At 57.0% G+C, this 21,463-nt stretch carries 23 protein-coding genes; 4 read left to right on the top strand and 19 right to left on the bottom strand.

Going from position 1 to position 21,463, the window contains the following annotated elements:
* Positions 1–9: 9 nt before the first annotated feature.
* The 4 genes from BM144_RS07040 to lspA are packed head-to-tail and all read right to left on the bottom strand — an operon-like array spanning position 10 to position 2,273.
* Positions 10–636 carry an SCO family protein gene (locus BM144_RS07040; protein ID WP_434802650.1) on the bottom strand — a complete coding sequence of 209 codons (627 nt, stop codon included), beginning with the start codon at positions 634–636 and terminating at the stop codon, positions 10–12.
* Between the two features lie 8 nt (positions 637–644).
* On the bottom strand, positions 645–1,310 hold the full coding sequence (locus BM144_RS07035; protein ID WP_092950596.1) for a DsbA family protein: 666 nt from the start codon (positions 1,308–1,310) through the stop codon (positions 645–647).
* On the bottom strand, positions 1,307–1,759 hold the full coding sequence (locus BM144_RS07030) for a disulfide bond formation protein B (RefSeq protein WP_092950595.1): 453 nt from the start codon (positions 1,757–1,759) through the stop codon (positions 1,307–1,309). Before BM144_RS07030 ends, BM144_RS07035 begins: the two co-directional genes overlap by 4 nt.
* The gene (gene lspA, locus BM144_RS07025; RefSeq protein ID WP_092950594.1) at positions 1,752–2,273 is read right to left on the bottom strand and encodes a signal peptidase II; all 522 of its coding nucleotides are present in this window, start codon (positions 2,271–2,273) and stop codon (positions 1,752–1,754) included. The genes BM144_RS07030 and lspA overlap by 8 nt, the downstream gene beginning before the upstream one ends.
* Before the next feature lie 451 nt (positions 2,274–2,724).
* Between lspA and BM144_RS22675 the strand changes: the two genes are divergently transcribed.
* Positions 2,725–2,967, top strand: a complete 243-nt coding sequence (locus BM144_RS22675; protein ID WP_139225665.1) for a hypothetical protein — start codon at positions 2,725–2,727, stop codon at positions 2,965–2,967.
* Positions 2,968–3,065: 98 nt separating this feature from the next.
* Here the strand turns inward: BM144_RS22675 and BM144_RS23395 are convergent, their stop codons facing one another.
* The 3 genes from BM144_RS23395 to BM144_RS07015 form a co-directional block, all read right to left on the bottom strand.
* The gene (locus BM144_RS23395) at positions 3,066–3,248 is read right to left on the bottom strand and encodes a double zinc ribbon domain-containing protein (RefSeq protein ID WP_245783586.1); all 183 of its coding nucleotides are present in this window, start codon (positions 3,246–3,248) and stop codon (positions 3,066–3,068) included.
* Positions 3,194–3,343, bottom strand: a complete 150-nt coding sequence (locus BM144_RS23390) for a hypothetical protein (RefSeq protein WP_245783596.1) — start codon at positions 3,341–3,343, stop codon at positions 3,194–3,196. Before BM144_RS23390 ends, BM144_RS23395 begins: the two co-directional genes overlap by 55 nt.
* A gap of 92 nt (positions 3,344–3,435) precedes the next feature.
* Positions 3,436–5,523: a heavy metal translocating P-type ATPase gene (locus BM144_RS07015; protein ID WP_434802649.1), complete on the bottom strand. Its 2,088-nt coding sequence runs from the start codon at positions 5,521–5,523 to the stop codon at positions 3,436–3,438.
* Between the two features lie 96 nt (positions 5,524–5,619).
* Here BM144_RS07015 and BM144_RS23780 point away from each other — a divergent pair, with 96 nt between their 5' ends.
* Positions 5,620–5,772, top strand: coding sequence for a hypothetical protein (locus BM144_RS23780; protein WP_434802648.1), 153 nt, complete (start codon positions 5,620–5,622; stop codon positions 5,770–5,772).
* A 77-nt stretch (positions 5,773–5,849) separates the two neighbouring features.
* Positions 5,850–6,281: a Cd(II)/Pb(II)-responsive transcriptional regulator gene (gene cadR / locus BM144_RS07010; protein WP_092950591.1), complete on the top strand. Its 432-nt coding sequence runs from the start codon at positions 5,850–5,852 to the stop codon at positions 6,279–6,281.
* Between the two features lie 60 nt (positions 6,282–6,341).
* Here the strand turns inward: cadR and motA are convergent, their stop codons facing one another.
* The 7 genes from motA to BM144_RS06980 all read right to left on the bottom strand — a co-directional run bounded on the left by motA (position 6,342) and on the right by BM144_RS06980 (position 15,259).
* Positions 6,342–7,202, bottom strand: a complete 861-nt coding sequence (gene motA, locus BM144_RS07005) for a flagellar motor stator protein MotA (RefSeq protein ID WP_092950590.1) — start codon at positions 7,200–7,202, stop codon at positions 6,342–6,344.
* A 145-nt stretch (positions 7,203–7,347) separates the two neighbouring features.
* Positions 7,348–7,614 carry a hypothetical protein gene (locus BM144_RS22670; RefSeq protein ID WP_139225664.1) on the bottom strand — a complete coding sequence of 89 codons (267 nt, stop codon included), beginning with the start codon at positions 7,612–7,614 and terminating at the stop codon, positions 7,348–7,350.
* A gap of 582 nt (positions 7,615–8,196) precedes the next feature.
* On the bottom strand, positions 8,197–8,547 hold the full coding sequence (locus tag BM144_RS07000) for a copper-binding protein (RefSeq protein ID WP_092950589.1): 351 nt from the start codon (positions 8,545–8,547) through the stop codon (positions 8,197–8,199).
* A gap of 36 nt (positions 8,548–8,583) precedes the next feature.
* Positions 8,584–11,775, bottom strand: a complete 3,192-nt coding sequence (locus tag BM144_RS06995; RefSeq protein WP_245783572.1) for an efflux RND transporter permease subunit — start codon at positions 11,773–11,775, stop codon at positions 8,584–8,586.
* Positions 11,772–13,418, bottom strand: coding sequence for an efflux RND transporter periplasmic adaptor subunit (locus BM144_RS06990; protein WP_092950588.1), 1,647 nt, complete (start codon positions 13,416–13,418; stop codon positions 11,772–11,774). Before BM144_RS06990 ends, BM144_RS06995 begins: the two co-directional genes overlap by 4 nt.
* 2 nt (positions 13,419–13,420) lie before the next feature.
* Complete coding sequence (locus tag BM144_RS06985; protein ID WP_092950587.1) at positions 13,421–14,770, bottom strand: TolC family protein; 1,350 nt, start codon at positions 14,768–14,770, stop codon at positions 13,421–13,423.
* 138 nt (positions 14,771–14,908) lie between these two features.
* Positions 14,909–15,259, bottom strand: coding sequence for a hypothetical protein (locus BM144_RS06980; RefSeq protein WP_245783571.1), 351 nt, complete (start codon positions 15,257–15,259; stop codon positions 14,909–14,911).
* A gap of 425 nt (positions 15,260–15,684) precedes the next feature.
* Between BM144_RS06980 and BM144_RS06975 the strand changes: the two genes are divergently transcribed.
* Positions 15,685–15,876: a heavy-metal-associated domain-containing protein gene (locus BM144_RS06975; protein ID WP_092950585.1), complete on the top strand. Its 192-nt coding sequence runs from the start codon at positions 15,685–15,687 to the stop codon at positions 15,874–15,876.
* A gap of 21 nt (positions 15,877–15,897) precedes the next feature.
* Here the strand turns inward: BM144_RS06975 and BM144_RS06970 are convergent, their stop codons facing one another.
* The 5 genes from BM144_RS06970 to BM144_RS06950 all read right to left on the bottom strand — a co-directional run bounded on the left by BM144_RS06970 (position 15,898) and on the right by BM144_RS06950 (position 21,432).
* Positions 15,898–17,172: a YncE family protein gene (locus BM144_RS06970; protein ID WP_092951088.1), complete on the bottom strand. Its 1,275-nt coding sequence runs from the start codon at positions 17,170–17,172 to the stop codon at positions 15,898–15,900.
* A gap of 26 nt (positions 17,173–17,198) precedes the next feature.
* On the bottom strand, positions 17,199–18,038 hold the full coding sequence (locus BM144_RS06965) for a creatininase family protein (protein ID WP_245783570.1): 840 nt from the start codon (positions 18,036–18,038) through the stop codon (positions 17,199–17,201).
* A complete protein-coding gene (locus BM144_RS06960) occupies positions 18,035–20,416 on the bottom strand; it encodes a heavy metal translocating P-type ATPase (RefSeq protein WP_092950584.1) in 2,382 nt (793 codons plus the stop codon). Before BM144_RS06960 ends, BM144_RS06965 begins: the two co-directional genes overlap by 4 nt.
* A gap of 108 nt (positions 20,417–20,524) precedes the next feature.
* On the bottom strand, positions 20,525–20,863 hold the full coding sequence (locus BM144_RS06955) for a copper-binding protein (protein ID WP_092950583.1): 339 nt from the start codon (positions 20,861–20,863) through the stop codon (positions 20,525–20,527).
* Positions 20,864–20,961: 98 nt separating this feature from the next.
* Positions 20,962–21,432 (bottom strand): cupredoxin domain-containing protein, encoded by a 471-nt coding sequence (locus BM144_RS06950; RefSeq protein WP_092950582.1) that lies wholly within the window; start codon positions 21,430–21,432, stop codon positions 20,962–20,964.
* Positions 21,433–21,463 lie beyond the last annotated feature (31 nt).

Raw genomic sequence — 21,463 nt, 5'->3', positions numbered from 1 at the left:
TCGCGGAGGTCAGGCGCCTTCCAGCAAACGCCGGATGTCGCCCGCGAGCACCTGCGCGCCGCTGCCATAGCGTCCGAACAGTCTGATCCGCCCCTGCGCATCGAAGATATAGGTGCCTGCGGTATGGTCAACTGAGTATGCGGTCTTCGAGTCGCCGACTTTCTTGTAGTAGATCTTGAAGTCTGTCGCCACGGTCTTGAGTTGTTCCAGCGTTGGGCGCAGGGCTACAAAACTTGGATCGAAATTGGCCATGTAAGCCTTCAACACAGGCAGCGTGTCCCGCTCGGGGTCTACGGTGATCAAAATCGTCTGTAACTTTGACGCGTCCTGGCCAAGCACCTGCCTGACCTCTGACAACTCTGCCATCGTAGTGGGGCAGACATCTGGACACTGGGTAAATCCAAAGAAGACCACGACAATCTTGCCGCGGAAATCTTGAAGACTTCGTGTCTGCCCGTCCTGATCCGTTAGGAAAAAATCCTTGGCATAGTCCGCACTCGTGATGTCGATACTGTCGAACTTTGAAGTCTTGCTCGATAATGTATCTGTGCAGGCCGAGAGAAAAAGCGTTGCCAGCGCCATGCCTCCTTCGATAAAACGTCTGCGTTGGCGCGAGATTAATAGGTTGAATTTCATAACTTATCTCATCGGCCATTCGGGTAAGCAAGTTTGATCTCATCCTCCACCAGAGCCTTGAGTTCTTCGATGCCAAAATCCTTCAAAGGCTTTCCGTTGACGAAGAAGCCAGGTGTCTTGGTAACCTTCAATTCCTTTGCATCTGCAATATCCTGGTTGACGATGGCCAGAACCGCCGGCGATACCGCATCGACCTTGGCTTTCTGCATGTCCAGTCCGGTGCTGCCCAAGAACTCCCAGATCCTTTCTGGGTTGGGTGCGCCATGGGATGCCCACTCGGGTTGAGCTTGGAGCGCCGCCTCAGTCACCGGCCAGAATTTGCCCTGTAGACGCGCCGCATCCAGGATTTTGACCGCGACGTCGGAGCCATCATGCAGCGGTGCGTAGCGCAATGTGAGTTGCACTTTGCCTTGTTGCGCATCTACCAGGCGCTTTACCCTGGGGTAAAACGCCCTGCAGGTTTCGCAGGCTGGGTCGAAAAACTCCACGATCCGTACTTTCGCGTCTTGGGGGCCATAGACGGGCGAATGGGGGCGATTGAAGACGGAATTTGTCTCGCGGGCCAGCCGACTCATTGTTTGCTCCTGCTTGTTGAAATGCCCATAGATGCCAAAAGCAAATCCAAGGCTCACGATGAAGCCGCAGACAATAATGGTGAGTTTCTTGTTAGTCATTTTTTAATATCTTTGATGGCTGCAAGCAGTAGCAGCAGGATGAAGGAAAACGCTGCAAGAGACAGCAGCGGAATAGTGATGAAACCGATGAGTTCAAGCTTTTGCTCAGAGCAGGAAATGCCCTTGCCACAAGGCTGAATGCCCTTGGGAATCAAACCGCCGTACAGCAGGCAGTGATAGGCTGCCAATAGCCATCCGATTGCGGAGAGCGGTAATGCATATTTCACGCTGCTCGCGTCCTGTGTGTAGGCCCCAATGCCCAGAATAAGCACCAGTGGAAACATGGCAATGCGTTGGAACCAGCACAGCACGCAAGGTTCCAGATCCGCTACCTCGCTGAAATAGAGTGCGCCGAGGCTGGAAATCAACGAAATGAGCCAGCTGAGGAGGAGCAGAGGCCACTGTCTCTCTGTCGTCCCAGGTCCCATCGGCATTGGAAAATTAACCATGGTCGACCGACTTGTTGCGAATGGCCAACCACATCAAAATGCCCGCACCGCACACGATGCCCATGTCGGCGATATTGAACGCTGGCCAGTGCCAGTCCACCGCGTAAAAGTCGAGAAAGTCGACCACATAGCCTCGCAGCGCCCGATCCAGCCCATTGCCAAGTGCCCCACCCAGCACCAATGCGTAGCCGAGGCGTTCAACCCAGGGCAACGGCTTTGCCAAGGCTACGACGAGCCACAGCGCCACTATCAGTGCAACGCATCCAAAGAAGAAGCGTTGCCAACCGCCGGCGTCAGCTAGAAAGCTGAACGCTGCTCCGTAATTCCAGACGTGCACGAGGTTGAAGAATGATGTGACGGGTTGACGCCAGCCGTAAGGCGTGAACTCATGCACCCAGTATTTGATACCTTGGTCCGCGAGCACGATGACGAGGGCAATGCAATACGCGATCAGGCGGGAATGAGAAGTGGTGCGGGGCGAGCCCGCAGGCCAAGGCGACCTAAGAGAGAACATGGTCCAAGCTCGAAATGGTTTAATTCCTGGCCGCGAAGCGGCCCAAACGTGATGGCGACTGCTTATGCGGATCGCCGATGACAGAAATTACCGAATTGGAGGCTTAAGACTTGGAGTGTGGTCTGTGCTGGCGTAGGTATTCACCAGCGGCAAAAAGGAGTACGGCAACGGGCCGATAGTTCCCCACAAGGATTGGCCATCGAGGATTGCAGCCTCATGGCAAAGCTGGCAAATGCTGCAGAGCACGCAGCACTGTGATAAGTCGCTAGCTGCAGCTTGACCCGGGCCTGAGGCCTCCGTTTCAGTCAAACAACGACCTGGCCTATCTTCCACGTGGCCATTAAAATCAACCTGGGCAGTCGTCATTGTTGGGATGACTGTCATCGGCAAGCCAGCAAGGGCAAGCTGAAAGAAGGCCAACACCAGGAGCAACAGGATGAAAAGGCGGGGCATGAGAATAAAACGCATGCATGGGCATCTGCCACGCGGCGAAAACATTATTTTAAGCGCGTTGGTCTGTACTTCTTACATGGTGACTGAGGCCGGCGCCACACTCTACGCCGCTCGCAGCATCTGGAAAGCAAAGATCAATACACCACTCAAAAATGTGATGCCGACGAAAAGCCCGATGACAACAAAAATTATCTTCTTCATCGCGATATGGATGTGCACTTTCGCCGCTCACAGAGGTTGAATCGTTGATGATTCACAGAGCGGGATTCGCTCAAAGAGAACACCGTAAAGGATCGGTGACATATTGATTTTGCCTACGGCGCTGGTGCTTCTCCGACATCATGCAGGCGCTTTACCGCACTGACCGCAGAATTTGGCACCCATTTGCATACTCGTGCCGCAATGAGCGCAACGAGCCGGCACCATGGAAGTGCCGCATTGTTGGCAAAACCGGGCATTGCCAGCATTCAGTGTTCTGCAGTTTGGGCAATTCGATCCACCGTTACTGCCTCCTGGCGGCATTCCGTTGCCATTGTGGCTGCCATGCCCCCACTCATGGCCTCCACCGTAGTTGCCACCATGACCACCACCGTGTCCGCCTCCATGACTGCTGCCATGGCCGCCTCCGCGATGGCTGTTGAACAAGTTATCGAAAAATCCCATGCTATTCCTTGGTTGCTTACTTGCATTTCAATAGAACTTGCGCGAGTCACCCGCGAAACCGCACCAGCCTCAGCCCATTGGCCACCACCAAGAGGCTGGCACCCACGTCGGCAAATACAGCCATCCACATCGTGCCTTGACCGGTGAGGGTCAATACTAGGAACACAGCCTTGATACCTAGCGCTAGCACAATGTTCTGCACCAACAGCGCATGCGTTTTTCGAGACAAGCGCACGAACCGTGGCAGCTTGCGCAAGTCATCGTCCATCAGGGCCACGTCGGCGGTTTCGATAGCCGTGCCGGTTCCAGCCGCACCCATGGCGAAGCCAACGTCGGCACGGGCCAAAGCAGGCGCATCGTTAATGCCGTCGCCGACCATGCCTACCGCGCCGTCCTTACCCAGCTTGCTCTCGATCACCTTGAGCTTGTCTTCGGGCAACAGATCCCCTCGCGCTTCGTCGATACCAACTTGACTGGCGATAGCTTTTGCCGTGTGGGCGTTATCACCAGTGAGCATGATGGTTTTGATACCCAGCCCGTGCAGCTCGGTAATCGCCTGGCGGCTACTGTCCTTGACCGTGTCGGCTACGGCAAACAAACCGATCACGCCATCTTTGCCTTCAGCGCTGGCCAGCAAGATGACGGTTTTTCCTTGTTCTTCGAGTGCGGACAACCGCGATTCAAGTTCATCCGAACACAGGCCCAATTCGTGGATCAGGCGGTGATTGCCCAGGTAATACAGAGTGCCGTCAATCAGGCCTTTGGTACCACGCCCCGGTAGTGCCTCGAAGGCATCCACATTACGCAATGGCACCGCATGCTTCTTGGCTGCATCGCTTACCGCACGCGACACAGGGTGATCCGAGCGCCCCGCCAGGCTAGCCGCCAGGCTGAAGACATCGGCATCAGCGGCACCATTCAGCACCGCAAAATCTGTCTGAGCAGGCTTTCCGTGGGTGATCGTGCCAGTCTTGTCGAGTGCGATCCACAAAAGCTTGCGGCCTTCTTCAAGATACACACCGCCCTTGACCAAGATACCCAAGCGTGCAGCAGCAGCCAAGCCGCTGACGATCGTGACGGGGGTAGAGATCACCAGTGCGCAAGGACATGCGATCACCAGCAAGACCAGGGCTTTGTATATCCAGTCAAACCAACCACCTCCCAGGAACAAAGGGGGTAGAACGGCAACCGCCACTGCAATCGCGAACACGACCGGGGTATAGACACGCGCAAATTGGTCAACGAAACGCTGTGTTGGTGCCTTGGCGCCCTGGGCTTCTTCGACAGCATGGATGATGCGGGCCAAGGTGCTGTCGCCTGCGGCTGCAGTTACGTCATATTCAAACGAACCCGATTCATTGATGGTTCCCGCAAAAATAGGATCGCCTTCGGCTTTCTCCACGGGCAGGCTTTCTCCCGTAATCGGGGCCTGGTTAATGCTGGAGCGGCCGCTGACGATCTTGCCATCCAACGCGATACGTTCGCCAGGTTTGACTCGGACACGAGCACCGACGATGACATCCTTGGCCGCCACGTCGCGCCAACTGCCATCTGATTGCCGTACGGTCGCTTGCTCTGGGGTGAGCTGCATCAAGCCTTTGATGGCGTTACGCGCGCGGTCCAGGGACTTGGCTTCGATCAGCTCTGCTACGGTGAACAACACCATCACCATAGCCGCCTCCGGCCACTGGCCAAGGATCAACGCGCCAGTGACAGCAATGCTCATCAATGCATTGATGTTGAGATTGCCATTACGGATAGCAATCCAGCCTTTTTTATAGGTGGTAATGCTACAGGAGAGTACGGCGACCAGAGCCAAAATTGCCGTTACCCAGGTGGGAAACGCGGCCCATTGCGCCGCTTCGGATGCGATCGCCGCAACTCCCGCCAATGCCAGCGGCCACCAAGGCTTAGCATGCTCTGGGACGGGTTCGCCCAATTTTGATGAGCCGTCAGCGACTTCCGGCGTAAAGCCCAGTGAGCGCACGGCATCCAGAATGGGCTCAATGGCTTTCGGTTCGTGAGTAACTGTTAGAACGCGCTGCATCAGATTGAACTCCATGCCCGTCACGGCCGCCATACCGCCGAGTTTTTTGCGAATCAGTCCTTCTTCCGTTGGGCAGTCCATTTGCATGATGCGGATGGGGGTTTGAACTCCTCCATCCCGTGTCTCTGCCTTGCCGAGCTGCGTTAGCGCTGGTGCAGCCGCTGAGCCACAGCAATCAGCACCATGGTTGTGCACCGCTACAGGAGCTGGGGTGCAGCAAGCCGACTTGCTGTGGTCATGTTTCGCATGGTCATGGGCATGATCGTGCGCTGTATGGTCGTGTTTGGCATGATCGTGATCGTGATCGTGATCGTGATCGTGCTTGGCGTGTACTGACATGGCGTGTTCCTGAAATTCATTCGATTACACAACCTCTAGTTACTATAGAGTCAACGCATTTTTGGGAAAACCTTATGAAAATCGGTGAATTGGCCCAAGTGGCGCAGTGTTCTGTCGAGACGATCCGTTATTACGAGAAAGAAGGCTTGCTACTGACCCCCGGACGTACGGCAGGCAATTTCAGAGTCTACGGTCCAGAGCATGTCGACCGGCTTCGCTTCATTCGCAACTGTCGAGCGCTGGACATGAGCCAGGAAGAAATCCACACGCTGTTGGCCCTTGCGGACCGGCCCGCGGACGGCTGTGGCGCGATCAATACGGTGTTTGACCAGCACATTGCCCACGTCGATGAGCGGATCCGGGAATTAACGCAGCTCAAGCAGCAGCTGGCCGTGCTGCGGAAGCGTTGCGAAGGCGAGCAGGCAGTGGATGCCTGTGGCATCTTGCAGGGGTTGACGACGATGGAGGCCGATACAAGGCAAGAGCGCCATACCCATCTTGGGTGACTGGCCCTAGCCGCGTATTTGTGCATCGCCGGGGCGACTACTCGCCGGGACGCACCGCTTCTATTTTTTTCCTCGGACTTGCGCCTCCAGTTCCGAAAAGCTCGGGCGGTGCTGTGAAAACAGCACTTTCCGGCCAAACTCAATCGCGGTGGACGGGTTATAGCCTTGCATGCTGGCCAGAAGCGTGGACTTGATGCATTGCAACTCTTTACCTGCATCTTCAGACTTCTGCTCCAACAAACCCCCAAGCGGTTCAACGACTCCGTACGCCAACAAGATGCCCAGAAAGGTTCCAACCAGTGCGGAAGCGATCATGCCTCCCAGTACAGCCGGTGGCTGCCCAACCGAGCCCATCGTGTTGACCACCCCCAACACCGCGGCCACGATCCCGAACGCGGGTAATGCACCAGCCAAACGGGCAATAGCTGCAATAGGGGCGTGCGCTTCGGCATGGTGGGTGTCGATTTCGCTGTCCATCAGGGACTCGATCTCATGGGCGTTGAGGTTGCCGGACACCATCATCCGCAAGTAGTCGGTCATAAATTCCACCACGTGGTGGTCACTGCCGACAACCGGATATTTCTTAAAAAGCTCGGACTCGTGTGGCGACTCTACGTCTCCCTCAATTGCCATCAGCCCCTCTTTACGGGCCTTTTGCAAGACGTCATACATCAGAGAGAGCAGCTCCAGATAACGTGTTTTGGTGTATTTGGAGCCTTTGAGCGCCTGAGGTATCAACTTTATGGTTGCCTTGAGCACTTCGGGTTGATTATTTACAGCGAATGCACCAAGAGCACCTCCGAAAATCGTTATGAGTTCAAAAGGTAATGCTTTTAAAATAACAGATATATTTCCACCGTGAAATATGTATACGCCAAAAATGCATCCCATGGATACAACGTAACCAATAATAACCATCATTTTTTAGGTCCTTTAATATGCAAAAAATTGGATGTCTGTTGATAAAGGTAAATAAATACGGTTCAGATTAATTGATGAACAAACCAGTATTTGCATGCTGCCATGGTGGCACGCAAAAAATTTCATCAAAAAATTACCACTTAGATCATCTACCTCTTACCAAGAAGAATGGCCACCAAGTGGTCCACCAAAGGAGTTTGAATGCTCCAGGAATATCAGGTTCTTGCGAGCTTGGTAAAGGTGCGGGAAGTTTTTTGATAATCATTACAATCAAACCAGACCATAGCCAAACGGTCATGTTCAATTGAATTCGGGTTTGAAAAAGATTATCAATTAGGCCAAAAACAAGCAGCAATATGACCCAAGCTATTAATAGAGAAACAAACCTGTTAATAAATTGTTTGAGTTTCATGCGACTCCTAAAAGGTCAAGCATGTGAAAGCAAACGTCAGCACCAAACATGTGATCACGGTTGTTGGTTTGGCACGCGGGGCATGGCCTGTGAAGACAGAAACCAGAAACGACCAAAGTCACACGGCGCAGGAGACCCCGCGCGGATGGGCTAACTTGGAAGAAAACGTGTTGGCAAGCGTTGAAGCAGCGCTCGCAACGAACTTAGGCTATGCGCTGGGGCGGCCGCAAAGGGCTGTCTAGGCAAGGAGATGGGATTAAGCTGGACTCGAACACCAGAGGAGGAGGAAATACGACCTTGATGAGAGGTGCCCAAGCGGTTGCTATCAGTCCTATAGAACTAGAACTGCCATCGGTGTGCACATGGATGGTCGATTCATCGGACTGGCTGGTGTGCAAAACATGACCAGCATGGTGGTGGTGCTGTAAACCACCACCATGCTGCATCAGATGCTCCAAGGAATTAGCGCCCACCGCTATTGCAGTGAACATGGCACAGACTTGCCACGCCAGCATGAGCGTTAGAACTATAGGGCGCCAAGAGCGAAACATCGTTTGATTCTATAGAGAGGTGGCCAAGCGACTATTTCACCGCAGTGACGACATATCCGCTGGCGTCCTGCACGAACTCAAAATCCACCTTTTTGCCTACGGCAAGTTTGTCCAATAGCATCTTGTCCTTAACCATGAAACCCATGGTCATCGGCGGCCAGTTCAGGCTGTTGACGGCCTCGTGGGCCAACGTGACAACACCTGCCTTGGGATCGACCTTCTTGACCACGCCTACTGCCTTATGGGTTTTTTGATCCATCGAGGCTTCGGCGGCTGGCTTCTTGGCCATGTCCATAGTTTTCATACTGTCCATCTTCTGCTGCGCGAATGCGGCAGAAGCCGACAACGTGGCGGCCAGGATTAGGGTGGTGATTTTCTTCATGGGATTCTCCGTTCAGAGTGGTTAAGGGAAAGGGTTTCAAAGGACGTTGGCTGGATTACCTGCTCCAGAGCGCGGGCTACCAGGTTGTGCAGCGGTGCTGGTCTTGGGTTGACGTGGCCTGCGCATCAGCAGATAGGCGGCCGGAATCACGAACATCGACAGCAAGGGGGCGGTGATCATCCCGCCCACCATCGGTGCGGCGATGCGCTGCATGACTTCGGAGCCAGTACCGGTACCCCACATGATCGGAAACAGGCCCGCAAGGATGACCGCCACCGTCATGGCTTTGGGGCGTACCCGCAGTACCGCGCCTTCGCGTATCGCATCGAGCAAGTCGGCTTCACTGGTCTTGCCCTGGTCCAGCCGTTCATGCCAGGCATTCTTCAGGTACAGCAGCATGATCACCCCGAACTCGGCTGACACTCCGGCCAGGGCGATGAAGCCCACCGCACCGGCAATCGACAGGTTGTAGTTCAGCAGGTAGAGCAGCCAGATGCCCCCGACCAGCGCAAACGGCAATGCCGCCATGATCAGCACCGCTTCGCCAAAACTGGCAAACGTCAGGTATAGCAACACGAAGATGATGAGCAGCGTGAAGGGCACCACCACCTTGAGCTTGGCCGTGGCGCGCTCCAGATACTCGAACTGGCCCGACCAGGACACGGAGTAGCCGGGTGGTAGCTTGACCTGTTGCGCAACCGCCTTCTGCATGTCCTGCACCGCCGAGCGCAGGTCACGCCCACGGATGTCCACATAGACCCAGCCGGACAGACGGGCGTTCTCACTGCGCAGCATGGGCGGGCCATCGGTGATGCGGATATCTGCAATATCCGACAGAACCAGACGCTGACCGCGTTCCGTGACAATGGGTAGTACGCGCAGCTTTTCCAGCGAATCCCGGATTTCACGGGGATAGCGCAAGTTGATGGGAAAGCGTTGCAGGCCCTCAACTGTCTCGCCGATGTTCTCGCCCCCCACCGCCGATGAGATCACCGACTGCACATCGGCAATGTTCAGGCCGAAGCGTGCAGCTTCTTCGCGGCGGATGTTGATGTCCACATAGCGCCCACCGGTCAAGCGTTCGGCCAGGGCGCTGCTCACACCGGGCACGTCTTTCACCGCACGCTCGATCTCGCCAGCGATGCGGTCGATCTCGGCCAGGTCAGTTCCCGCCACCTTGACTCCCACCGGGCTCTTGATGCCGGTGGCCAGCATGTCGATGCGGTTGCGGATCGGCGGTACCCAGATATTGGCGAGACCCGGCACTTTGACGATCCTGTCCAGTTCCTCCACCAGCTTGTCTTGCGTCATGCCAGGACGCCACTGGTCTTTAGGCTTGAACTGGATCGTGGTCTCGAACATCTCCATGGGGGCGGAGTCGGTCGCGGTCTCGGCCCGTCCGGCCTTACCGTAGACGCTGGCCACTTCGGGCACGGTCTTGATCAGGCGATCGGTCTGCTGCAACAGCTCACTGGCCTTGCCCGTTGAAAGTCCCGGTAGAGCGGACGGCATGTAGAGCAAGTCACCTTCATCCAGGCGCGGCATGAACTCCCCACCGATATGTTGCAGAGGCCACAGGCTCAATACCAGCAGCACGCCGGCAACCACCAGGGTCATCTTGGGTGCGCGCAGCACCGCATTGAGCAAGGGGCGGTATACCGCGATGAGGAAGCGATTCAGCGGGTTGTTCTTTTCGTCGGGAATGCGGCCGCGAATCAGGTAGCCCATCAGCACCGGGATCAAGGTCACCGACAGGCCTGCAGCTGCCGCCATCGCATAGGTCTTGGTGAACGCAAGCGGTGAAAAAAGGCGGCCTTCCTGTGCCTCCAACGTGAACACGGGGATGAACGACAGGGTGATGATCAGCAGCGAGAAGAACAGCGCCGGCCCCACCTCGGCGGCCGAATCGCCGATCACGCGCCAGCGGGCTTCTCCTTGCAGGGTATCCCCAGGATGCGCATGGCCCCATTGCTCCAGATGCTTGTGCGCGTTCTCGATCATCACCACTGCTGCATCGACCATCGCTCCGATGGCGATAGCAATCCCTCCAAGCGACATGATGTTGGCATTCACGCCCTGGTAGTGCATGACGATGAACGCCGCCAGAATGCCCAACGGCAGCGAGACGATGGCCACCAGAGCGGAGCGCAGGTGGAACAGGAAGATGAAGCACACCACCGCGACGACAATGAATTCCTCCAGCAGCTTGTGCGTCAGGTTGTCCACGGCACGCTCAATCAGGTTGGAGCGGTCGTAGACGGGCACGATCTCCACCCCCTTGGGCAGGCTGGACTGCAAGGTCTTGAGCTTTTCCTTCACCGCAGCGATGGTTTCCAGCGCATTCTTGCCGGAGCGCATCACGATCACGCCGCCTGCGGCCTCGCCGTCGCCGTCGAGTTCACCGATGCCACGGCGCATTTCCGGGCCAAGCTGGATGCGGGCTACGTCGCCCAGGCGTACCGATACACCCGCAGGGGTGGTCATCAAGGGTACCTTGCGGAAATCGTCCAGGCCTTGCAGATAGCCCGAGGCGCGCACCATGTACTCGGCCTCGCCCAACTCCAGCACCGAGCCGCCAGTTTCCTGGTTGGCTTTCTGTATGGCTTCGACCACCTTGGTGTGCGGGATGCCGTAGGCCGCCAGCTTGTTTGGGTCGAGCACGATCTGGTATTGGCGTACCATGCCGCCGATCGAGGCCACCTCGGCCACGTTGGGGATGGTTTTCAGCTCGAACTTGAGGAACCAGTCTTGCAGGGCACGCAATTGCGAGGCGTCCTGGGTACCGCTGTGGTCCACCAGTGCGTACTGGTAAATCCAGCCCACACCGGTGGCATCGGGTCCGATGGACGCCTTGGCCGCAGCCGGCAGGCGCGACTGCACCTGGTTCAGGTACTCCAGCACCCGTGACCGCGCCCAGTACAAGTCGGTGCCATCCTCGAACAGCACGTAAACGAAGCTGTCGCCAAAGAAGGAATAGCCTCGCACCGTCTTGGCCCCCGGTACCGACAGCATGGTGGTCGTCAGCGGGTAGGTGATCTGGTTTTCGACAATGCGCGGAGCCTGGCCCGGATAGGTGGTGCGGATGATGACCTGTACGTCCGACAGGTCAGGCAGTGCGTCCAGCGGTGTACGGACGACTGAGTAGACACCCCAAGCGCACAACATCACCGTTGCCAGCAGTACCAGGAACCGGTTGGCGATGGACCACCGAATGAATTTGGCGATCATGGCTTGTTTCCTGGCATTTTGGCGGGTGCAGCCTGTGGGTCAGGAGCCATGGAAGTGATACGGGTGAGTTGTGGCAAGCCCTCCGCGTCTATGTAGAACTCAAAGCTGACTCGGTCGCCGGACTCCAGATTGCGTGGCCTGCCACTGGCGGGTAGCTTGAAATCCATGGTCATGGCACCCCATTTGAGCGAGGCGATCGGGCCATGCGACAGCGTGATGGCGTCTTTGCCTATGGCTTCAATCTTGGCTTCACCCTCGTGGCGGGGGGCCGTGTTGGCCGCCCTGGGCTGAGGGGCATCGTTCAGACGTGCTTCTATGCCTTTGAGGCTGGCTTCCGAGTCGATCAGGAACTGGGATGAGACCACCACACGCTGCCCGGCTTGCAGGCCACGCTTGATCTCGGTTTGTCCGTCGCTCTCGATACCGGTTTCCACCTCAACAGGACGGAACTTGCCCTTGTCTTCGGCCAGCATGACCACGACGCGCTTACCGGTCTGGATCACCGCTTCGGTTGGAATCAGCAGCGATTTCTCCGGCCGCGTGTCCATGAACTGCATGTTGACGAACATGCCGGGCACCAGGAGATTGCCGGGGTTGGGCAACTCCACCCGAGCTTTGAGAGTCCGCGTTGCCATATTCACTTCCGGCACTAGAGCCTGCACCGTGCCATGCAGAGCGGTGCCAGGTGAGGCCGCGCTGCTGGCCTGGACCTTGGTGCCAGGACGGATCAATGCGACCTGGCCTTCGGGTACTTCGGCGTTGGCCCAGACCGACGACAAGCCATTGATGCGGAACAGCGTTGCACCGGGCATCACGGTCATGCCTTCGCGGGCCATCAACTCCACCACGACCCCAGCTATGGGTGCGACGAGGGTGCTCCGTGGCTGGGTCTTGCCGCTACTCTCGACCAAGCGGATCAGTTCTTCGTTCATGCCGACCTGGCGCATGCGCTGGCGTGCAGCATCGACCAGGCTGGCCAAATCCGTCCCCTGCATGCGCCGCACCGACAGAAATTCTTCCTGCGCAGCAATCCAGTCCGGCACATAAAGTTCGGCCAGCGGCTGGCCTTTGCTGACACGGTCCAGCGTGGCGCGCACGTACAGGCGTTCGATATAGCCCGTGGCACGGGCCTGTACAAAAGCTTGGTCGCGCTCGTTGAAAGCAATGTTGCCGACCGCGGATAGTTGGGGCGATAGCGTACCCTGCGTTACTTCCGCGGTCCGTACGCCCAGATTCTGCTGGATGCGCGAACTCACGGTGACCTTGCTGCCATCACTGTCGCCGTCGGCATAGACGGGCACCAACATCATGTCCATGAAGGGTGACTTGGCAGGCTTGTCGAACTTGTTACCCGGCACCATGGGGTCGTGGTAGTAGAGGATCTTCTTGCCGGTGCTGGGATCGATATCCCCGGCCTTGATGCCCGCTGCGATGTGTCTGCGGGTAGCGTCCTCGCCTTGGGCCACGCTTTGCGGTCCAGCATCAGCTGCCGCCGCTGGCGTAGACGCTGCAGGGCCAGAAGTCGCTGGCATGGCAGCCGCGCCCATGCCACGGTGCATCCCGAGAGCATAGAGGCCGTAGCCAGCGGCGCCGAGTACACCAGCACAGAGCAGGCTGATCAGTAGGAGTTTGGGTTTCGTCATGGCTATTTCTCCGCCGCTGTTGTTGTGGTGATGGCTGGTGAAGGTGTCAGACCTTCAGAGATGGCTGGATGGTCTGCAGGCAGCAGGTATTCCAATTGCGCCCAAAGGCTGGCGACCTCCATCTCCAGGCGCAGGCGGTCCATGCGCGTGTCGATCTCCATGCGCCGGGCTTCGAGCACGGCGGTAAGTGAGCCGCTGCCGCCCCGGTAAGCGGCCATGGCGGCCCGGGTACGCTCGGCAGCCAGCGGTACCAGCGTGCTGTCGAAGTGGGCCACGCGCTCACGGTCGCTCTGCCATTGCTGCAACCACATGCGGGTGTCTGCGACATGTTCACGTGTGGCTTCTTCGCGCTGGGCACGCATCTGCTCGGCGATGGCCAGCTTGGCGGCCACATCGCGGTCCTGCCGGTTCTTCTGGTCCCATTGCAGCGGGATCGAGACGTTGACCGACACCATATTGGAGTAGGCAGATCCACGCTGGCTCAGCATCAGCTCCACACTCCAATCGGGACGCTTGTTGCTTTGTGCGATATCCACGTCTGCCTGTGCCACCGCTTCCTGCTTGGCCATCAGCGCGATTTCTGGATGGTGTACCAACTGCGAGTCGAGGCTGCTCGGATCGAGATTTAATTGCCCCAAGCTGGGGGGAGCTGCAAGAGACTGGCTGGCGGGCTCTCCGATCCAGCGCGCCAGCTTGATCTTGGCGGTACCGATCTGGCGCTCGGTTTGCTGGATGCGGTCGTCTATCTGTGCCACGGCTGAGCGTGCGGCAAACACATCGGTTTGCGTGCCGCGCCCACTACGGTAAGCGGCATCGCTGGCTTCGATCTGCAGGCCGGCCTCGGAACGCTGTGTTCGCAGGACATCGAGCATGCGCTCTTGGTAGTAGCGGTCCAGCCAGGCCATCGCAGTATCCCGCCGCAGATTGGTCAAGGCCACGGCACGGCTGCTTTCCGCGGCCTCTGCTTCTCGGTTGAAGCGGGCGGAGCGGGCCCTGAGTTTGTCGCTGCGGGTGATTTCTTGCATCACGCCGACCGAGCGCATGGTCATGAAATCCCGCGTGACGCTGAAGCGGTCTTCGCCATTGACAGGCAGGTTGTTGATACCCGCTTTGAGCACCGGGTCGGGTAGTTGCCCGGCGGCGACAGCCATCTCGCGGGAGGACCGTGCGACAGCATCTTGGGCGACGAGTTGGCGCGAACGGTCTTGTGCGAGCTGCAGGGCCTGATCGAGGCTCAATGCCTGCTGGGCGTAGGCATCCAGGGCCACCATGGCTGAACCCAGGACGAATATCGAAGCCCAATAACGGAGCCTAAGGCGTGGTGGCACGCCCTGAAAAAGAACAGAAAACATGAAATCTCCAGACAAGGAAACGGTGGTCTCATGTCGGCCCGGTACGCTGGCGCAGGAGGGAACCTGGCGCACGCAGACGCGCACGACAACAGCACTACCCCAACCCGAAGGGTTGTCAGTGCAAGGTCGTCTGGAGGGTCAAATTCGGAAGCAGCAGTGCCGAATAGTGATCGGCGGCGCGGTGGTGCGCTTCAAGTGGGGCGGCTGCAGCGGTGCGCCCCCAAACACCGGAACCATATCCGGCAGCAGGAAGCTGACCGGTACCACGCTGATGTTCAACGGCGCGGGCAGTTCGTACTTGTCTGCTGTTTGGTGCCCTGCCTGACAATGAGCCTGGCACAGGTTGGGTTGGGCATCGTCCATGTTAATGGACATAGACTCGGCACAAGGCATTTTTGCCTCGGCCGTGGCGGTAATTTCCGCGATCTTTTGCTGAACACCCGGACACACGTAGCTCGCCACTGCCAGCTGCATGAACAGCAGGCTCATCAGTGCTATGAACACTGTGACGAGGCGGGACTGGCGACGGGACGGCATGGGATGTTTAAAAATGCGGTTGCGCGGATAGAGACCAAGTATGCAAGGTTTCGACAAATGGTCAGAATGAAAAGTTCCTGCAGACCATGCACGTTATTGTGACTCCAACAGGCGTCCACCTATCAAAAATTCTAGCCAAAGGCCCACTGATGCTCAATAGCTGGCACCAGCTGGTGGCCTGAGGGTGGAAACGCCGGAAGGCGAACTCAAGAACCATCTTATCAAGTACGCCCTCGCTGCCGACACTATCAGCAACGCGTTGGACGGCGTGATTGCCACCAAGCGTTTGTACTTGAAATAATCTGGAACGGAATGCCAGTTGACTCTCCCATAAAGGCAAGGTTTAGAGTTTTACCTTCCAGATTCAAGGAGTTTCCATGATCGAATTCGAAGTCAAAAACATGAGCTGCGGGCACTGCGTCGGCAACGTGACAAAAACCGTCAAACAGATCGACCCCGGCGCAGTGGTTGAAGTCGACTTGTCCAGCAAAAAGGTCAGCGTGCAGTCAGCAGCAGATCGCAACACGTTTGTGAAGGCGCTGACTGAAGCCGGTTATCCGACAACCTGAGCAGATCAGTTGACTGCTTAGTCAGCGCATGTTCCCAGTGTGGCCCAGGGAGTACCGACCGGGTTGGGGCCAGACGGTCAGCCCATGGGGCTCTTTGCCGACGTTCACCTTGTCGACCGAACCGCTGGATGTCTCGAAGCGGTACACCACATTGTCGTAACGGCCTGATAGCCAAAGGTATTTTCCGTCTGCGCTCACATTGCCCATGTCCGGGCTTCCACCACCAGGCACGGTCCAAGTTGCCAGAACTTCGCGCTTGGCAAAGTCGACGACCGACACACTGCCTTTGCCGCCGGGCTTTCCACGGATTCGGTTGGTGCCTCGGTTGGCTACATAGAGGTGCTTGCCGTCGCGACTGGGGTAGAGGCCGTGGGCGCCGACCCCCGTAGGAATGAACCCGATCTGTCGGAATGAGTCGAAGTCAACCACGTGCAGCCCACCTGCCACCATGTCGGCAACAAAGAGGGTTTTTCCATCTGGCGAGACTCGAATATCTTGCGGCATGCCTTGTGCCGTGCTGATCTTCAATGTGGGGTACTGAGGGTCTGGAATCTGCTTCGACTTCTTGCCCGAATCGGTCAACAAGGCAAGTACCTGAGGGCGGTCGAAGTAAGCACTGAGTTTGAGGGTCTGCACGACCTTGCGTTTACCGATGTCGATCTTTGTGATGGCACCACCGAACTCGCACGTGAACACCGCCTGGTCTCCCTCTGCAGAGAAGTCGGCGTGGTTGATGCCTTCGCACAGCGGGGTTTCAATTGAGAAAGCCAGCTTCATCGTGAGAGGATCCCGAAAGTCGAGCCGCTTAAAAGCTTCAGCCACCACGATGGCATAGTGGCCATCAGCCGTCCAGTAGAGGTTATAGGGATCAGCGACGGGAATTGATGTTCCGGTTTTTCCTGTGCGGGGGTTGATGGGCGTCAGGCTACCGTCGGATCGTCCCTCGGCGTTATTGGCAACCCAAAGCGTTTGGAGATCCCACGAAGGCACGATGTGCTGTGGATCCACGCCCACCTTCAATGTGTCCACTACCTTCAGCGTGGTGGGATCAATCACCGAGACAGTGCCATCAGAGCGGTTTGGTACATAGATTCGGTTCAGAGCGCCAGTGACGGCAGGAGAAAGTCGCTCCGCAGTGGTCCCGCTGTAGACGTTAGGACGATCTTTCGTCGCAGGCATGGCTCGATTTTCAGGCATGCCTTCTTTGGTAGTTTGTGCGTGACCGGTCCCCACGGATACGGCAGAGAGTACAGAAAGAGCGAAGGCTGGCAGTGCCGATGATTTGAGGTATTTCATCGTATTCCTAAATTTCAATGGATGATTTACCGTCGTCGATCGACGGCTTCCCGAATGGCCCTGACGGTCGACTCAATGATCAGCTCCGTTCCAATTTTCCCGATGACCGCGCTCGATGCCTTGGGGTCTCCTGAAATCCCGGTGACAGACTCGGGAGTCGAGGCGCCGCTAAGTTTGTCCATCCTGACAAGATTCGGATCGACGGCGAGCGTCAGCGACGTGTCCGCGAGTCCAGCATGTGTCCCAATTTGAGAGCTTGTATAACCCTTGGCACGCAATGCCTGCGCGAAGCCGTTGTCTGCTGCCCGGTAGTAGTCCGCCACGTAGTAGGCACGGCTCTTCAAGCCGATCCATTCACGGTTTAGGCGGTCTGCTGTCTGTTGAAGCAGGCTCTGATAGCCGCCATGATCACCAATGAACACGATATCCAAGAAACCATGTTGCTTGAGGCTGCGGGCAGCACCGGAAAGCATGGCCGTGAAGGCATCCGGGGGAATCGAGATGGTGCCTGTGAACCTCATGTGTCCGGAATGCGAACCGATGATGCCTTCCGGCACGTAGGCGACAACAGGAGCAACCAAGGTGTTCCCAAGTTTCTGCGCGATCTGGCCCGCCAGAACGTGCACCCTGACGTTGTGCTTGCCAAGCGCCATGTGAGGGCCGCTCTGCTCGGTGCCGCCGACCGGGACAATGACAGTGGTTGCGCCGGATTGCACGGCATCCCGGGCTTCGGTCCATGTCATTTCGTCGAGGTACACCTGGTTGGGGGCCGCATGGACCTCTGACGTCATGGCCGCGATGACAACGGCAGAGATGACCCAGCGTCGAAACCAGGCAAAACACGAGCGATCTTTGAGGAAAGTCATTTGGTGTGGCGCAATCGCAAGGCATTGGCGATCACGGAGGCGGAGCTTAGGCTCATGGCCAAAGCCGCGATCATGGGTGACAAAAGCCAACCGGTGATGGGATAAAGCAGACCAGCTGCAAGAGGGATCCCCAAAGCGTTGTAAACAAACGCGAAGCCTAAGTTCTGCTTCATGTTCGCGACGGTTGATTCCGACAAGTCGCGGGCGGTGGCGATACCACGTAGGTCTCCTTTCACAAGTGTCACCTGCGCGCTGTTCATTGCGACATCAGTGCCAGTCCCCATGGCGATACCCACATCCGCCTTCGCCAACGCGGGGGCATCGTTGATGCCGTCACCGGCCATGGCGACAATGCACCCCTGCGCCTGCAGGCTTCGCACCAACTCTAGTTTGTCAGCCGGCTTGACCTCGCCGTGAACCTCGTCAATACCAAGTGTTTTTCCCACCGCCCGGGCCGTCGTGACCCCATCCCCAGTGGCCATGACAATTCGAATACCTGCAGCGCGCAACGCTTCAAGCGCCTCTTTGGTGCTCGCTTTGATCGGATCGGACACAGCGAGCAAACCCGTGAACTTGCCGTTGGCTGCAAGCAGCATGACGCTGGCGCCCTCAGCACGCAATGCCTCAGCGCTCGCAGTCACGCTGGGATCGATGGCAACACCCTCTTGAGCCATCAGTGCTGCGTTCCCAAGAAGCAAGGTTCGCGATTCGACCAAGCCGTGTACTCCGATGCCGGTGATCGAATCGAAGGAGTCAACGATTGCAAGCGTCAAACCTTGTTGATGCGCAGCGTTGACCATCGCTTGCGCCAAGGGATGTTCACTTCCCTGGTCTAGGCTGGCAGCCAGCCTTAGAACCTCTTGTTCGGTGATGCCTTCTGCGGGAATGGCTCTATTGAACGTTGGCCGGCCTTCGGTCAAAGTCCCTGTCTTATCCACGATCAAAACATCGACCTTGCGCAAATTCTCGATCGCTGCAGCGTCCCTGAATAAAACACCCTGCGTAGCCCCTCTACCTGTGGCCACCATGATGGACATGGGCGTGGCCAAGCCCAGTGCGCAAGGGCAGGCGATGATGAGAACGGAAACCGCGTTGATGAGTCCGTAGACCCAACTTGGCTGTGGTCCAAGCCAACCCCAAAGCACTAAGGTCAACAATGCAGCAGCGACAACGGCCATAACAAAGTAGCCGGCGACATGATCCGCCATGCGCTGCATTGGCGCCCTGGATCGTTGGGCTTGCGCGACCAATTGGACGATTTGGGCAAGGACACTGGATGCCCCTACGTGCTCAGCACGCATGACGAGTGCACCCGACGTGTTCATGGTGGCACCGATGAGTTTGTCTCCCGGCCGTTTTGTCACAGGCAAGGGCTCGCCGGTGAGCATGGATTCGTCGACGGCACTGCTACCTTCGATCACCACGCCATCCACCGGCACTTTTTCGCCGGGCCGAACTCTGAGCAAGTCGGCCTCGTGAACATGCGTCAAAGGCACATCCTCTTCGGTGCCGTCCAAAGCAATGCGCCGGGCTGTTTTAGGTGCTAGGCCTAACAAGGATTTGATCGCTGCTGAGGTCTGCGAACGTGCCTTGAGCTCAAGAATTTGCCCCAGCAGCGTCAAGGAAATAATTACGGCCGCGGCTTCGAAGTAGACCGCCACCCTCCCCATGGACACGAAACTGGTCGGGAATACAGCAGGTTTGACCGTGGCAATGACGCTATAGATGAACGCGGCGCAGGTGCCCAGACTGATTAAGGTCCACATGTTGGGACTGCGATTGACCACCGACTCCCAGCCCCGCACAAAGAACGGCCAACCCGCCCATAGAACGATGGGAAGAGAAAAACAAAGCTCAACCCAGCTTTGTGTTGCCATGTCCAAAAGCCCAAGCTGATGTCCGAACATGGCCAAAACTGTCACTACAACCGTCAGGGGAAGGGTCCACCAGAACCGTCTTGTAAAGTCCCTCAGTTCTGGATTTTCGTCATCATCAAGCGTTGGCATTTCCGGCTCCAGTGCCATGCCGCATTTGGGGCAATTGCCGGGATGGTTCTGGCGAATCTCTGGATGCATGGGGCAGGTATAGACCTTGCCTGCCTGCTCGGTATGGCGCACTGGAGGCGAAGCCTCGGAGGGGGACGATTTCAAGTAACGCTCAGGCTCAGAGGCAAACTTGGTCTGGCACCGGGCGCTGCAGAAAAAGTAGCTTAGCCCTCCGTGTTCGAGCCGATGAGGCGACTGATCCGTCACTGCCATGCCGCACACCGGATCCTTCAAAGTAGGCATGTCAACGGTGGTGGCTCCAGTTTTAACGGGATTGGCTTCGGCCCTTGTCTTCGACGGGCTGGTGCTGTGCTCATGGTGTTGATGGTCCATATTGCCCTTGGAGTTGGAAAAGACAAAAGCGACCCGCCTGAAAGGGCAAGTCGCTGCCGCATTTGGAGCAGCTCGGACGAGAATTCGTCCGCAGCGTACGCCGATGTATTACTTCGTAGGAGCGATCTCGGTCACCACGATCGCACCACCGGCCTTTTCAGCCTTGAACTTGACCTTGTCGCCGGCCTTGACCTTGTCGAGCATGGCCGGATCCTTCACCTGGAACACCATGGTCATACCAGGCATGTCCAGGTTCTTGATGTCACCGTGTTTGATGGTGATTTTCTTGGCCTCCATGTCGACCTTGCGAACTTCGCCATCGACCATGTCACCTGCGGCGGCGCCTTCGGCCATCACCATGGGCGCTCCCGTTGGCGTGGCGGCAAATGCTTGAACTGAGGCAGCCAGAGCTGCAACAAGGACCAACAACGTGTTGAGCTTTTTCATAATGATTTTTCCTTAAAAATTGTCATGTGACGAATTGACAGAAACAAAGGCGGCACCCAGTCTGCTGGTGGCAAAGGAAAGGTGCCGACGCTGGTGACCTACTTTTTGGAGACGTTGACCAAGCCCTTCATGCCGGCGTCGTAATGACCAGGCTGCAAGCAGGCAAAATCAACTTTGCCAGACTTGGTGAATTGCCAAATGATTTCCCCGGTTTTGCCAGGCGCCACGGTGACCATGTTGGCGTCCGCATGTTCCATTTCTGGGTTTTTCTTCATGACCTCGTAGTGGTCCTTCAAGTCTTTTTCTGTTCCCAGCACCATTTCGTGCTTGACCTTGCCAGAGTTCTTGGCGATGAACTTGATGGTCTCGCCTTGCTTCACGTCGATGAGCGAAGAATGAAACTTCATGTCGTCGGTCATGTCGACGGTGACGGTACGGGTCACTTTGGATGCGACGCCTGGTTTGCCGATTGCATCATCGCCGTGGCCGCCTGCGTGGTTACCGGAAGCCATGGCGCTCATCCCAAAAAGGATGGCTGGAACTGCGATGAGGAGGTGACGTGTTTTCATAAAAATAACCTTTCTGTTGGTGTAAAAAACT

It is taken from the genome of Paracidovorax konjaci (genome assembly GCF_900112675.1).
Lineage (GTDB): Bacteria > Pseudomonadota > Gammaproteobacteria > Burkholderiales > Burkholderiaceae_C > Paracidovorax > Paracidovorax konjaci.
Note: the sequence above shows the minus strand (reverse complement) of the source record. Positions and strands in the feature narration are given on the sequence as shown.

Excerpts from the sequence above, each read along its gene's own strand:
- BM144_RS06985 (WP_092950587.1), bottom strand. The coding sequence starts at position 14,770 with ATGTTTTCTGTTCTTTTTCAGGGCGTGCCACCACGCCTTAGGCTCCGT.
- BM144_RS06995 (WP_245783572.1), bottom strand. The coding sequence starts at position 11,775 with ATGATCGCCAAATTCATTCGGTGGTCCATCGCCAACCGGTTCCTGGTA.
- BM144_RS06990 (WP_092950588.1), bottom strand. The coding sequence starts at position 13,418 with ATGACGAAACCCAAACTCCTACTGATCAGCCTGCTCTGTGCTGGTGTA.
- BM144_RS23390 (WP_245783596.1), bottom strand. The coding sequence starts at position 3,343 with ATGGCAGCAGTCATGGAGGCGGACACGGTGGTGGTCATGGTGGCAACT.
- BM144_RS22675 (WP_139225665.1), top strand. The coding sequence starts at position 2,725 with ATGAGAATAAAACGCATGCATGGGCATCTGCCACGCGGCGAAAACATT.
- BM144_RS07015 (WP_434802649.1), bottom strand. The coding sequence starts at position 5,523 with ATGCAAATGGACTGCCCAACGGAAGAAGGACTGATTCGCAAAAAACTC.
- BM144_RS06950 (WP_092950582.1), bottom strand. The coding sequence starts at position 21,432 with ATGAAAACACGTCACCTCCTCATCGCAGTTCCAGCCATCCTTTTTGGG.
- cadR (WP_092950591.1), top strand. The coding sequence starts at position 5,850 with ATGAAAATCGGTGAATTGGCCCAAGTGGCGCAGTGTTCTGTCGAGACG.
- BM144_RS23395 (WP_245783586.1), bottom strand. The coding sequence starts at position 3,248 with ATGCCGCCAGGAGGCAGTAACGGTGGATCGAATTGCCCAAACTGCAGA.
- BM144_RS06975 (WP_092950585.1), top strand. The coding sequence starts at position 15,685 with ATGATCGAATTCGAAGTCAAAAACATGAGCTGCGGGCACTGCGTCGGC.
- BM144_RS06965 (WP_245783570.1), bottom strand. The coding sequence starts at position 18,038 with ATGACTTTCCTCAAAGATCGCTCGTGTTTTGCCTGGTTTCGACGCTGG.
- motA (WP_092950590.1), bottom strand. The coding sequence starts at position 7,202 with ATGATGGTTATTATTGGTTACGTTGTATCCATGGGATGCATTTTTGGC.
- BM144_RS07035 (WP_092950596.1), bottom strand. The coding sequence starts at position 1,310 with ATGACTAACAAGAAACTCACCATTATTGTCTGCGGCTTCATCGTGAGC.
- BM144_RS23780 (WP_434802648.1), top strand. The coding sequence starts at position 5,620 with ATGGTTGTGCACCGCTACAGGAGCTGGGGTGCAGCAAGCCGACTTGCT.
- BM144_RS06980 (WP_245783571.1), bottom strand. The coding sequence starts at position 15,259 with ATGAGCCTGCTGTTCATGCAGCTGGCAGTGGCGAGCTACGTGTGTCCG.
- BM144_RS06955 (WP_092950583.1), bottom strand. The coding sequence starts at position 20,863 with ATGAAAAAGCTCAACACGTTGTTGGTCCTTGTTGCAGCTCTGGCTGCC.
- BM144_RS07030 (WP_092950595.1), bottom strand. The coding sequence starts at position 1,759 with ATGGTTAATTTTCCAATGCCGATGGGACCTGGGACGACAGAGAGACAG.
- lspA (WP_092950594.1), bottom strand. The coding sequence starts at position 2,273 with ATGTTCTCTCTTAGGTCGCCTTGGCCTGCGGGCTCGCCCCGCACCACT.
- BM144_RS07040 (WP_434802650.1), bottom strand. The coding sequence starts at position 636 with ATGAAATTCAACCTATTAATCTCGCGCCAACGCAGACGTTTTATCGAA.
- BM144_RS06960 (WP_092950584.1), bottom strand. The coding sequence starts at position 20,416 with ATGGACCATCAACACCATGAGCACAGCACCAGCCCGTCGAAGACAAGG.
- BM144_RS22670 (WP_139225664.1), bottom strand. The coding sequence starts at position 7,614 with ATGAAACTCAAACAATTTATTAACAGGTTTGTTTCTCTATTAATAGCT.
- BM144_RS07000 (WP_092950589.1), bottom strand. The coding sequence starts at position 8,547 with ATGAAGAAAATCACCACCCTAATCCTGGCCGCCACGTTGTCGGCTTCT.
- BM144_RS06970 (WP_092951088.1), bottom strand. The coding sequence starts at position 17,172 with ATGAAATACCTCAAATCATCGGCACTGCCAGCCTTCGCTCTTTCTGTA.